This is a genomic window from Kocuria massiliensis, assembly GCF_900169715.1.
Taxonomy (GTDB): Bacteria; Actinomycetota; Actinomycetes; order Actinomycetales; family Micrococcaceae; genus Rothia; species Rothia massiliensis.
Genome location: NZ_LT835161.1, coordinates 700,875 through 713,120, shown reverse-complemented (window position 1 = coordinate 713,120; position 12,246 = coordinate 700,875). Strand labels below are relative to the sequence as shown.

General features: G+C 58.7%; 10 protein-coding genes and 1 pseudogene. 3 read left to right on the top strand and 8 right to left on the bottom strand.

Annotated features, from left to right (window positions below; genetic code table 11):
* From B9Y51_RS07555 to B9Y51_RS07540, 4 genes are all read right to left on the bottom strand, one after another.
* Positions 1 to 993 (bottom strand): ABC transporter permease, encoded by a 993-nt coding sequence (locus B9Y51_RS07555; RefSeq protein ID WP_173834756.1) that lies wholly within the window; start codon positions 991 to 993, stop codon positions 1 to 3.
* 76 nt (positions 994 to 1,069) lie between these two features.
* Positions 1,070 to 1,996, bottom strand: coding sequence for an ABC transporter permease (locus B9Y51_RS07550; protein ID WP_048680471.1), 927 nt, complete (start codon positions 1,994 to 1,996; stop codon positions 1,070 to 1,072).
* Between the two features lie 153 nt (positions 1,997 to 2,149).
* Positions 2,150 to 3,787, bottom strand: a complete 1,638-nt coding sequence (locus B9Y51_RS07545; protein WP_085529306.1) for a peptide ABC transporter substrate-binding protein — start codon at positions 3,785 to 3,787, stop codon at positions 2,150 to 2,152.
* A 341-nt stretch (positions 3,788 to 4,128) separates the two neighbouring features.
* The gene (locus tag B9Y51_RS07540; protein ID WP_085529305.1) at positions 4,129 to 5,931 is read right to left on the bottom strand and encodes a BCCT family transporter; all 1,803 of its coding nucleotides are present in this window, start codon (positions 5,929 to 5,931) and stop codon (positions 4,129 to 4,131) included.
* 255 nt (positions 5,932 to 6,186) lie between these two features.
* Between B9Y51_RS07540 and pgi the strand changes: the two genes are divergently transcribed.
* A complete protein-coding gene (gene pgi / locus B9Y51_RS07535; protein ID WP_085529304.1) occupies positions 6,187 to 7,869 on the top strand; it encodes a glucose-6-phosphate isomerase in 1,683 nt (560 codons plus the stop codon).
* A gap of 20 nt (positions 7,870 to 7,889) precedes the next feature.
* On the opposite strand, the gene pcp is transcribed toward pgi, so the two are convergent.
* From pcp to B9Y51_RS07525, 3 genes are all read right to left on the bottom strand, one after another.
* Positions 7,890 to 8,516 (bottom strand): pyroglutamyl-peptidase I, encoded by a 627-nt coding sequence (gene pcp, locus B9Y51_RS07530; protein WP_218189208.1) that lies wholly within the window; start codon positions 8,514 to 8,516, stop codon positions 7,890 to 7,892.
* A 65-nt stretch (positions 8,517 to 8,581) separates the two neighbouring features.
* Positions 8,582 to 8,854, bottom strand: a complete 273-nt coding sequence (locus B9Y51_RS11080) for a hypothetical protein (protein ID WP_143468024.1) — start codon at positions 8,852 to 8,854, stop codon at positions 8,582 to 8,584.
* An 83-nt stretch (positions 8,855 to 8,937) separates the two neighbouring features.
* Complete coding sequence (locus B9Y51_RS07525; protein ID WP_085529302.1) at positions 8,938 to 9,360, bottom strand: NUDIX hydrolase; 423 nt, start codon at positions 9,358 to 9,360, stop codon at positions 8,938 to 8,940.
* 142 nt (positions 9,361 to 9,502) lie between these two features.
* Between B9Y51_RS07525 and B9Y51_RS07520 the strand changes: the two genes are divergently transcribed.
* Complete coding sequence (locus B9Y51_RS07520; RefSeq protein ID WP_085529301.1) at positions 9,503 to 11,725, top strand: NADP-dependent isocitrate dehydrogenase; 2,223 nt, start codon at positions 9,503 to 9,505, stop codon at positions 11,723 to 11,725.
* 189 nt (positions 11,726 to 11,914) lie between these two features.
* On the opposite strand, the gene B9Y51_RS11480 is transcribed toward B9Y51_RS07520, so the two are convergent.
* Positions 11,915 to 12,070: a DUF2382 domain-containing protein gene (locus B9Y51_RS11480; RefSeq protein WP_425432076.1), complete on the bottom strand. Its 156-nt coding sequence runs from the start codon at positions 12,068 to 12,070 to the stop codon at positions 11,915 to 11,917.
* Between the two features lie 6 nt (positions 12,071 to 12,076).
* On the opposite strand from B9Y51_RS11480, the pseudogene B9Y51_RS11435 reads away from it, so the two are divergent.
* A pseudogene (locus tag B9Y51_RS11435) lies at positions 12,077 to 12,246 on the top strand (aminotransferase class I/II-fold pyridoxal phosphate-dependent enzyme); the annotation flags it as partial.

The window sequence follows — 12,246 nt, the reverse complement described above, 5'->3', positions numbered from 1 at the left end:
TTACTTCTTCCGAGATTTGGGATCGAGCGCATCTCGCAGGGCATCGCCCAACATGATGAAGCTCAGGACCGTCAGGGACAAGGCCAAACCGGGCCAGAAGACCGGCAACGGATTGGAGCGGAAAGCGTCCTTTCCGTCGGAGATGTCATTTCCCCAGCTCGTGATCTCGGGCGGAAGGCCAATGCCCAGGTAGGACAGGGTCGACTCCGCGACGATGAACGTACCGAGCGAGATCGTCGCGATCACGATCACCGGAGCCATCGCGTTCGGGATGATGTGCCGAAGCAAGATCCCAAATGACGAGACGCCCAATGACCGCGCGCTCGTCACGTAGTCCGCATTCCGCACCTCGACCACGGCTCCGCGCATGATGCGCGCAACCTGAGGCCATCCCAGCAGCACCAGGATCACCACCAGAGTCCATACCCCGCGGTGCTCGCGGAACACCGGAAGCTGCATGATCACCAAGGCGCCCAGAATGAGCGGCAGAGCAAAGAAGATATCTCCGAGGCGGGCGAGGATCGCGTCCAACCAACCGCCAAAATATCCGGCGATGGCACCGATGATTCCGCCGATGACCACGACGCCGAGGGTCGAGAACAGGCCAACCGTCAGCGATGCTCTGGTACCGGCGATCACCCGCGAATACACGTCACAGCCTTGCGCGGTGAATCCCATAAGGTGCCCTGCGGAGCCCCGAGCGTTCGAGTGTTCCAAGAGGCACTGAGCGTTGGCAGGATTTTCGGTCCAGAAAATCTGCGGGAAGAACGCAACTAGCACCGCGAGGATGATGAGGAGCATCGACACGATGAAGGTCGGTTTCTTCCGCAGTTGCCTCCAGGCATCGCGCCATAGGCTCAATGGGGCTTGCTCTTGGGTGGTCGAGTCGGTCGCCGCGACCGGGGTTTCCTCAAGGTCGGCGACGTATCTCTCGGACGCGATCGCCGAGGCCCCGAGATCCTTTTGATTTCCGGCCACCGAGTGCTCGGACATCTCCGGAGTTGCACGATGACGCGCGGTCGATTTCGGAGCCTGCTGCTCGGCCGCGTCTACTTCTGTGGGGTCAAATTTATGCATAGCGAATCCTCGGGTCGAGCCAGGCGTACAGCAAATCCACCAGGAGGTTTGCCACGCAGAAGACCAAAACCATGATCGACACGATGGAAACCACACTTGGTGCGTCGCCCAATGTGAGGGCCTTGTACAACTGAGAGCCGATGCCAGGAACGTTGAAGATGCCTTCCGTGACCACGGCTCCGCCCATGAGCGCACCGAGGTCGGCTCCCAGGAACGTCACCACAGGAATCATCGAATTGCGCAGGATATGCACGCCAACGACGCGACGACGACTCAACCCTTTGGCGGTCGCGGTGCGAACATAATCGGCGTTCGCGTTCTCGGCAACGGCGGTTCGGGTCAGTCGAAGGACGTAGGCGAAGGATACGAGGCCCAACACGATGGCCGGCAAAATCAACTCGCCCCATCCGGCCGTGCCGGAAACCGTCGGCTTAACGATTCCCCACTTCACGCCCACGACAAACTGGAGCACGAAAGCCAAAACGAAGATCGGAACCGAAATGACGATCAGGGAAACGACCAGCACGGTCGAGTCAAAGAGTTTGCCCTTCTTCAATCCCGCGTAAAGCCCAAAAATCACGCCAAAAAATGCTTCGAAAATCAATGCTTCGATGGCCAATCGCGCGGTCACGGGGAATGCGCTAGCTACGATCGAGCTGACTTCGCGACCAGAGAAGTTGACTCCCAGATCACCGGTGAATAGGCCACCGAGGTAATGGAAATACTGCACAAAGAAGGGGTCATTGAGGTGGTACTTTTCGGTCAGCGCCGCGGCGACACCGGGGCTACAGCCTTTGTCGCCGCACAAAGCAGCCAGAGGGTCTCCCGGCAACATGAAGACCAAGAAATATACGAGAAGAGTTGCACCGATAAATACCGGAATTAATTGGAGGAGTCTTTTGACGAGATACCACAGCACGGCCTATCCCCTCCCCGACGTCGAAACGCCCACCTGTGGGCGCGATGGAAGACTGCAGAAAATCATGGTGTACAACCTTTGAAGAATGCCGCGATGGAGGGCCGGTGTGGCGGCCCTCCATCGCGTATTTGATGTGCCAGCGTAGGAAATCCCTTAGGAGGTCTTCTCCACGTTGTAGTACATGGGAGTTCCGTTCCAGGACGCCTTGACGTTCTGAACGTTCTCTGACCAACCAACGTTGGCCTGGCTGTACCACAGCGGGATTGCCGGGAGGTCTTCGAGCAACATCGAGTCGGCCTCTTGGAACTTCTTCTGAGCCTCGGACTGATCTTTCGCTTTGAGGCCTTCACTCAGCGTGGCTTCAAACTCGGGGTTGTCGTACCGCGAGTCGTTGGAGTCAGCGCCCTTGGTATAGATCGGCCCCATGAAGTTGTACATGGATGGGTAATCAGCCAGCCATCCTGAACGCACAGCACCAGTCAATTTTCCGGCAGTGGTCTCGGTGCGCAGCTCCTTGAAAGTCGCATACGACTTTCCTTCGACCTCAATACCGAGATTGTTCTTCAATTGGTTCGTCACGGCGTCGACCCACTTCTTGTGTCCGCCGGCGTCAGCGTTGTAGCCGATCGTGAATTTCTCAGACTTGTCGTACGGCTGAATCTTTTCGGCCTCGTCCCAGAGCTTCTTGGCCTCGTCCTTATTGAACTTGGTGTTCTCTGAATTCTTGAGGTTGTCCTTATAGCCCTCGAGCACCGGTGCCGTCATGTCGGTCGCCGGCTTCCGGGTGTTATTGAGAATCACCTTGGTGATCTCGTCGCGGTCGATGGCCTTAGACAGTGCCTGACGCCGCAGTTTTCCAGCCTCTCCGCTCCAATTCTTCAGATACTCCGGGATCGCGATGGTTTGGTTGCCAGCGTAGGGTTTATCCAAATTACGGTCCGGGAGGTCGTCTTTATAGGTACCCAAGTCGGTCGCGGGGATCTGCTGGAGCACATCGAGATTATTGGCGAGAAGGTCCTGATACGCGGTATCGGGATTCTGGTACAGCTTGAAGGTGATTCCACCGTTTTTGGCCTTCTCGGGACCGTCGTAGTCGTCGTTCTTGACCAGATCGATTTGGGTGTTGTGTTGCCATGCACCTTGCTTGGCCATCTTGTACGGGCCATATCCCACGGGGTTTTCACCAAATGCCTTGATGTCCTTAAAAGCAGACTCTGGCAACGGGGCGTAGGCGGTGTACCCGAGGCGCTGTGCGAAGTCCGACTCGGGCGAGGAAAGCTTCACGGTGAACGTCGTATCGTCCACGACCTTCAGGCCGGACATTTTGTCCTCGGTGGCGCCTTCGGCGGAAACGGCGTCATAACCTTCGATGGGGCTAAAGAAGGACGAGGAAGCCTGTGCATTCTTGGCGGCCGCTCCAAAGTTCCAGGAATCCACAAAGCTCTTGGCCGTGACGGGCTCGCCGTTGGTGAACTTCTTGTCCTTCTTGATCTTGATGGTCCAGTTTTGCTGATCCGTGGAGTCAATGGACTCGGCGAGATCATTTTCGACCTTGCCGTTCTCGTCGTAGGAGATCAGTCCGTTGAAGATGTTTTCGACGACGACGCCGCCGCCGTTTTCGTTGGTATCGGTGGGAACCAATGGGTGCTGCGGTTCCACGCTATCCGCGGTGATGATGGCGGATGCGTCGGCCTGTCCACCGGACGAGCCGGTGCCGCCGCCACATGCGGAAAGAGCCAAGGCGGAGATAACGCCAAGGCTCGCGATCGATGAAATGCGGGAGAAGCGCATTTCGCCTCCTAGGTGATTTTTGATGGGATTCGACGAGTCGCGGCCCGACTCTCCGCAAACCTCGATACCGAGGGGTACGGATTGTGAAGCACAACACGCTTGTTGTGTAGTGTAGACCACATTTTGAAATCTCAGTTCTTTGCCTAGTCACCCAGGTATCGCCAACCATCGTGACGAGCGCCACCCCTCCGCGGGATTCCGCTCGAGTGCGCCACTCCGACACCCGGAAAAAATCTTGCGAGATCCCGACACGCCTCACCTTCACCAACAGAAGTGGCCCACCTTCCACTCGGAAGATGGGCCACTTCTCTCACGTCATTCACACGACGGCGTCACCGAATTTACTGCGAACGGTGACGTCCTCGCCGGAACCGCCGCGACGCTTGCTTACGGCTTCCAGTCGGGGCTTCCGTGGGCAACGACCCTCCCTCGGGAGTGGAAGCCGCCAATTCCGCTTCTAGGCGTTCATTCCGCCGCGCCTCCCATTCGCTGAAGCTGGCTTCAACCTGGCTATTGACGTCTTCGGCGATTTCCTCCACCAACTCGTTTCGAGCCTGACGTCGCTGCGCCCGGACCAACAGCTCGTGCTCCGCTTGGAGGGATTTGAACAGCGAAACGCACATCAAAACGATCACCACAGAGAACGGCAAAGCGGTCAGGATGGAAATCGTTTGGATCGCATTCAGTGAATTCTCTCCGCCGGCCCAAAGGAGCGACAGCGCGGCACCTCCAGCAACCAAGACCCAGAACACTCGAACCCAGGTTTTCGGATCTGGAGATCCCGAGGATGAAATCATGCCGAGCACGAGCGCTCCCGAATCGGCCGAGGTCACGAAGAACACGATGATCAGAATCACCGATCCCACGATCAGCGCGCCCGAGGCAGGCAGATCCTGAAGCATCGTGAAGAGGACACCATCCGAGGACAATTTCCCCAGTCCCCCCTCGCCGAAGAGCTCCCGGTTGAGGGCGGTGCCTCCCATTACGGCAAACCAGAAGAAGGACATCACGGCGGGCACCAACAGGACCGCAACCACAAATTCACGAACCGTACGGCCGCGGGAAACACGGGCAATGAACATACCGACGAAGGCCGACCAGGAAATCCACCATCCCCAGTAGAAGGTCGTCCATGTTCCGGCAAACTCTTGGCCTTCAGAACCGTTGAAGGCGAACGTCGAAAAGGTCATCTGGATGACGTTCTGTAGGTAGTTGCCGATGGACTGAACAAACTCCCGCAGCAGGAAAATAGTCGGTCCCATAATCAGCACGAACAGCACGATCACTGCTGCCAAGATCAGGTTGCCGTTGGACAACCACTTCATCCCCTTTTCGAGGCCCGTCACCACGGAAAAGAGCGTGACGGCGGACAACAAGACGATGATCAGCGTGTAGCCGAGGTTATTTGACGCATCAATGTCCAGGAACCCGAGGCCCGAGGCGATCTGCATGACGCCTAGCCCCATGGAGGTCGCGACGCCAAAGAGGACCCCCACCAGAGCGACGATGTCGATGAGGTCGCCCCACACGCCGCTGATTCTCTTTCCCAGGAGCGGCTTCAGCGAGAAGCGGATAGACAATGGGAGCTTTTTACGATGCGTCGCGTAGGCGATGGCCATTCCCACGATCACGTAAATCGCCCATGGGTGAAGACCCCAGTGCAGGAAGGAACGTGACATCGCCTGTTGGGCTACCTGCTCGGGCGCACCAGAGACCTCCGGCGGAGGGGACGCAAAGTGGGAGATCGGTTCGGACGCGCCGTAAAAAACCAGCCCGATTCCCATGCCTGCCGCAAACAGAAAGGCCAGCCAGGTCCGGAACGAGTAGTCGGGCGTGGAGTCATCGGGCCCCAACTTGATGTCCCCCAGTCGACTGAAACCAAGGTACAAGGCAAAGATGACGAAAATGGCAACAATCGCCGTGTAGTACCAGCCGAAGTATCCAATGACGTCTTCCTGAAGGGCAGTAAACACGTTATTGGCCTGCTCCGGAAACATCATAGTGATGCTAATGAATATCGCCATGATGATGGCAGCAGGAACAAAAACACGAGGGTCGATGGCACCTCGCTTCATTTTTCGTTGGAGCCTGTCAGAGACGTCTCCGACCCCCAAATCCGGCTTATCCGTCAGAAAATTCGCCATACACCACTCACTTCTTCACTCACATCCACGGGTCTCGACTAAAAGATTGGTTTACTATCTAATTTCTGGTCGACAGATTTTCGGATGACCGCCGTACAAATTAACAGCTAAATGCCACCTGATTAAACACTAAACAAAATATCGACGCCGAAGCTAACTCACACCGAACATTGCCGGTCGGTGCGAGAGCAGGCGAGGCGAACCATCCCTTATACACGTGTGGAATCTCTTGCACGCACGGAGCACAATGGAGACATGAGTGTTACAGAGCTGTCCGACGTCACGTCCTTCGAGTCTTGGAAGGCCCTCGCGAATCATCATTCCGGGCTGACCCCCGATCTACGGTCCTGGTTCGAACAGGACCCCCAACGAGCCGAAAACTTCACCGTGACGGCCGGAGACCTGGTTGCCGATCTATCGAAGAACCTGGTCACGGAGGAAACCCGAAGCCTCCTTCTCAAGCTTGCGGAAGATGCGGGCGTCGAAAAGCGCCGCGATGCCATGTTCGCTGGCGAACACATCAACGTCACCGAAGACCGTGCCGTGCTCCACACTGCATTGCGCCGCCCCCGCGGGGCGTCCCCGGAACTTGTGGTGGATGGCCAAAACATCGACGAAGACGTCCACGAAGTTCTCGCCAAGATTTATGACTTTGCCGACCGTGTGCGTTCTGGCGAGTGGACGGGAGTCACTCAACGCCCGATTGAAACCGTGGTCAACATCGGCATCGGCGGTTCCGATCTGGGTCCCGTCATGGCCTATGAGGCCCTGAAGCCTTACGCCCAGGACGGCCTGTCGGCGCGCTTCATCTCGAACATCGATCCGACCGACTCCGCCGAAACCATCGCAGACCTCGACCCGGAAACCACGCTCTTCATCGTGGCGTCCAAGACCTTCGGAACCTTGGAGACCCTGACCAACGCGCGGGTGTGCCGCACATGGCTCCTGGATTCACTGCGCGAATCGGGTGCGTTAGAGAATTCGTCGGAGGCCGAAGCGGTCAAGCGCCACTTCGTCGCCGTCTCCACCGCATTGGACAAGGTCGAAGACTTCGGAATCGACCCCGAGAATGCGTTTGGATTCTGGAACTGGGTCGGCGGACGCTATTCCGTCGACTCAGCTATTGGCACGTCCTTGGCAGTCGTCTTAGGCCCGGACGTCTTCGAAGAATTCCTGGCCGGCTTCCACACCATGGACGAGCACTTCCGCACGGCCCCAGCCGAGCAGAACCTCCCCTTGCTCATGGGATTGCTCAATATCTGGTACGTGAACTTCTTCGAGGCAGCCTCGCACGCCGTTCTGCCTTACGACCAGTTCCTGCACCGATTCCCCGCGTATCTCCAGCAGCTCACCATGGAATCCAACGGCAAGTCGGTCCGATGGGACGGATCCCCCGTCACCACGCAAACCGGGGAAATCTTCTGGGGCGAACCCGGAACCAACGGACAGCACGCCTTCTACCAGTTGATTCACCAGGGCACGCGGACCATCCCAGCGGACTTCATCGCCTTCGCCAATCCGGTTCATCCCACCCGCGATGGCGAGAACGATGTTCACGAGCTCTTCTTGGCCAACTTCTTCGCCCAGACCAAAGCCTTGGCTTTCGGAAAGACGGTCGACGAGGTCCGTGCGGAAGGCACGGATGAGTCCGTGGTGCCCGCACGCGTATTCTCCGGAAACCGCCCGACGACGTCCATCATGGCCCCGGCTCTGACTCCGTCGGTGTTGGGCCAGCTCATCGCGCTTTACGAACACATCACCTTCGTCGAAGGAACCATTTGGGGCATCGACTCCTTCGACCAGTGGGGCGTGGAATTGGGTAAGCAACTCGCTCAGGCACTCGCGCCGGCGGTCGGCGGCGACCAGGACGCCGTCGCCCGTGAGGATTCCTCGACGCGCTCACTGATCTCCTACTACTTGAAGCAGCGCAACAAGTAGTCTCATCGTGGTGCGTTCCCTCAGCCGGTTGTCCCGGCGAGGGAACGCACCACTTCTCGGAGTGCCACGTCCACGCCACGGTTAATCAGCTGCTGATCCATCACGGGCTGACTCTCTGTAGTAGCCGTTTCAGGCGTGAGCGGCACATGGATGAACCCTCCTCGTAAGATGCCGCGCCCTTCAGCGGTATGCAGGGTCTCGTACAAGATGCGGTTGCACACGTACGTTCCGGCCGAATTCGAGATCCTCCCCGATAATCCTTCCGATTCCCACGCCGCGACAATGCGATGGATCGGGAGGGTGCTGAAATACGCATTCGGGCCGCCCGCGACCACGGGCTCATCGACGGGTCGTCTACCACTGTTATCGGGGATCCTGGCGTCGATGCAGTTAATCGCTACTCTTTCCACACACAGGTGAGACCTCCCGATGGCCACACCGATATTGATCACGACCTCCGGCCGATGTTTCGCACAAGACGTCGCCAAATATCGGGGAGCCTCATCGAAGTCCACGGGTAAACGTTCGGCGACGACGTCGTGGTTCGAGTCGTCCCAAAGTTCAGCGGCCCGAAGCGCGGCCTCCCACGATGGATTGGACTCGAGCCCGTCGAAGGGCTCGAAGCCGGTCAGGAGAATACGCGTCACGGTCAAGGCCTCCAGAAGGGTTGAGGGAACGAAGAATACTTCGCCCGCGAATCTATGACGCGATTCTAGAGGCGGTCCCGATCTCTCCATACTGATTCACCGTTCGTGACGGCCGGTTGCTGAACAACCACGTAATTCTGGGTCTTGACGCCGGCGGCCTGCGCTTCGGTCGACGTCATGACGCCGAAGCCGGCAACGGCCAACATGGTGGTGGCTCCGACGCTCGCGAGCATGCGGCGTAGTCGCGGCCGGCGACGGGAAGCCCCCGAGCGAGGCGTTTCCCCCGGACCGGGCAGTGAGGATGAGGCGGGCTTGAAGTTCTTGGTGTGTGTCGTCATGGTTTAGATGCTGCGCGCCCTGGCTATGTTGCGGCTGTGTTCCTCACAGCGCCTTGCTGTGGATTACCATCACCGTTTTCCCCTCATTCTCCCCGTGAGATCAATTCTGGAAACACGCAGTCCCGAGTCAACGGCGCAAGATCGTCCATGCCGAGTCCGTCCCGGGGCACGATCCATCGCAATTCTTCGATTTCCGCTTGGGGATGGACTAAGCGCTGACGCAAGGCCACGGTCGATTCGGTCCACCGGTACACGTAGCCGGTCAGCCCAAATCCCGATTCGTTGGCCGCCGTGGTATCCCAGGTACCCAGAAAATCCAGATCCTCCGCCGACACCTGAAGTCCCAGTTCTTCGCCCACCTCGCGGACAGCGGCCTCCCGTGGCTCCTCCCCCGGCTCAGGCTTACCTCCGGGGAACATGAAGAAGCGGGTATCGCGTTTGCGAACGGTCAAAACCCTCCCCTCGGCGTCGGCAAGGACTACGGCGGCAACGGTGAGATGAGGCATGAGTCGACCCTATTCGGTTTCCCGAATGCTCTGCCATCGTGACGCGTAATAGCCGCCCACACCCAGGGATGAGACAGGCTCGTCCGGTATATTGACGAGAGGAAATAACCCTCGAGATGAAGCAGGGAGCACGCCTAAGCGTATGTCCAAGATTATTTACACCCAGACCGACGAAGCACCGTTGCTGGCCACCTATTCGTTTAAGCCCATCGTGGAGGCCTACGCCAAAACGGCCGGCGTCGACGTCGAGACGCGCGATATCTCGTTGGCGGGACGCATCATCTCGCAGTTCAACGATGTACTGCCTGAGGAACAGCGCGTCGCCGATGCGTTGAAGGAACTCGGCGAGTTGGCGAAGACTCCCGAGGCCAACATCATCAAATTGCCGAATATCTCGGCCTCGGTGCCGCAGCTCAAGGCCGCCATTAAGGAACTTCAGGCCGCCGGGTACGACCTTCCGGACTACCCCGACGAGGTCAAGAACGACCAGGACGCCGACGTCCGCGAGCGTTACGACCGAGTGAAGGGCTCCGCCGTCAACCCCGTGCTTCGTGAGGGCAATTCGGACCGTCGTGCGCCGCAGTCGGTCAAGAATTACGCCCGGAAGAACCCGCACACCATGGGCGCCTGGTCCTCGGATTCGAAGACCAACGTGGCCACCATGTCGGACCACGACTTCAAGTCGAACGAGCAGTCCGTGATTCTGCCCGCCGACGATTCCTTGACGATCCGCTTCACCGCTGCCGACGGTAGCCAGAAGATCCTCAAGGACGGCCTCAAGGTTCTCCAGAACGAAATCGTCGACGCGACCGTCATGAGTGCCGCAGCGTTGGACAAGTTCTTGGCGGAACAGGTCGAGCGGGCTCGCAAGGAAGGTGTGCTGTTCTCGGTGCACCTGAAGGCGACCATGATGAAGGTCTCTGACCCGGTGCTGTTCGGCCACGCGGTCAAGGCGTACTTCTCCGACGTCTTCGAAACCTATGGGGACAAGCTGGCTGAGGCTGGTCTTTCCCCCAATAATGGCCTCGCTTCGATCTTGAACGGGTTGGATCTGCTGGACGAGGAAACCGCCAACGGTGTCAAGGAAGGCATCGAGCGCGGTCTCGAAAACGGCCCCTCCCTCGCCATGGTCGACTCCCGCAAGGGCATCACCAATTTGCACGTCCCCTCCGACGTCATCGTGGACGCCTCGATGCCCGCCATGATCCGGACCTCCGGTCACATGTGGGGCGCGGACGACGAAGAACACGACACCCTCGCGGTTCTTCCCGACTCCTCCTATGCCGGGGTCTACCAGGCCGTGATCGAGGATTGCCGGGCCCACGGCGCCTTCGATCCGACGACCATGGGTTCGGTTCCGAACGTCGGACTCATGGCTCAGAAGGCCGAGGAATACGGATCGCACGACAAAACCTTCGAGATCGAGGGCCAAGGCGTCGTCGAGGTTCTGAACTCGGCCGGCGACGTCCTCATGTCCCACGACGTCGAGCAGGGCGATATCTGGCGCGCTTGCCAGACCAAAGATGTCCCGGTTCGCGACTGGGTGAAGTTGGCGGTACGTCGAGCCCGCGAATCCGGCACTCCGACCGTTTTCTGGTTGGATCCGGAGCGTGCCCACGACACCAACTTGATCGCCAAGGTCGAGGAATACCTGAAGGACGAGGATACCGAGGGGCTTGACCTCCGAATCCTCTCCCCCATTGAGGCCACTCAGTTCTCACTCGATCGGATTCGTCAGGGCCTGGACACCATCTCGGTGACCGGTAACGTGTTGCGCGATTACCTGACCGATCTGTTCCCCATCCTGGAACTGGGCACCTCGGCGAAGATGCTCTCGATCGTTCCGCTCATCAATGGTGGCGGGCTGTTCGAGACCGGTGCCGGCGGTTCGGCGCCGAAGCACGTTCAGCAGCTCGTCGAAGAGAACCACCTGCGGTGGGATTCGCTCGGTGAGTTCCTGGCGCTTTCGGCTTCCTTCGAGCACCTGGCGAACACCACCAAGAATGATCGCGCGCAGATTCTTGCGGATACGCTCGACGCCGCGACGGGCAAGTTCTTGGAAGAGAACAAGTCCCCGTCCCGAAAGGTCGGCGAGATCGACAACCGTGGCAGCCACTTCTACTTGGCTAGCTACTGGGCCGAAGAACTCGCGCATCAGACTCGTGACGAAGAGCTGGCGAAACTCTTCGCCGGAATCGCTGAGGAATTGGCCTCGAACGAGAACACCATCGCCGAAGAGCTTCTGGCGGTTCAGGGATCGTCGGTGGACCTGGGTGGTTACTACCGTCCGCGCGATGAAAAGGCTGAGCCGGTCATGCGGCCGTCGGAAACCTTCAATGGAATCCTGGCGTCGTTGACCCGGTAATTCTTCGCTTCGGCGATTTTTCACAGACAGAGGGCCTCGGATCATTTGATCCGAGGCCCTCTGCTCTGTCCGGAGATGACAACGTTGGGTGTACGTGCCGTGCTGCTCCGATATGCCCATAAAAAAGTGCCCCGGCCGCCGCATTGATGCAGTGGCCGGGGCACGAGGCTTCATCGAGCCATGATCGAATTAGCGGCGGTTGCCGTTCTCGTCGATCTCGATTTCTTCCTTACGGACCTCGCCGGAAACGCTTTCGGTTTCCTGGCGGGCTTCCTTGTTCAAGGAAACGCGCTCGGTGGCGACGGTCTCGGTGGTGACGACGGGACGCTCTTCGTAGGCGGTCACGGTGACGTCTTCGTCCTGACCGATGAAATTTATGAACACCTCACGTACGACGACGCCCCTTTCACCTCGATCGCTACCGCTGCGCCTGAGCTTGGAGAGAACGTCATCGTCCTCAACGGCGTGGCCAAAACCTACGCCATGACCGGCTGGAGGGTGGGCTGGATGATCGGCGCCCC

Excerpts from the sequence above, each read along its gene's own strand:
- B9Y51_RS07555 (WP_173834756.1), bottom strand. The coding sequence starts at position 993 with ATGTCCGAGCACTCGGTGGCCGGAAATCAAAAGGATCTCGGGGCCTCG.
- B9Y51_RS07545 (WP_085529306.1), bottom strand. The coding sequence starts at position 3,787 with ATGCGCTTCTCCCGCATTTCATCGATCGCGAGCCTTGGCGTTATCTCC.
- B9Y51_RS07540 (WP_085529305.1), bottom strand. The coding sequence starts at position 5,931 with ATGGCGAATTTTCTGACGGATAAGCCGGATTTGGGGGTCGGAGACGTC.
- pgi (WP_085529304.1), top strand. The coding sequence starts at position 6,187 with ATGAGTGTTACAGAGCTGTCCGACGTCACGTCCTTCGAGTCTTGGAAG.
- B9Y51_RS11080 (WP_143468024.1), bottom strand. The coding sequence starts at position 8,854 with ATGACGACACACACCAAGAACTTCAAGCCCGCCTCATCCTCACTGCCC.
- B9Y51_RS07525 (WP_085529302.1), bottom strand. The coding sequence starts at position 9,360 with ATGCCTCATCTCACCGTTGCCGCCGTAGTCCTTGCCGACGCCGAGGGG.
- B9Y51_RS07520 (WP_085529301.1), top strand. The coding sequence starts at position 9,503 with ATGTCCAAGATTATTTACACCCAGACCGACGAAGCACCGTTGCTGGCC.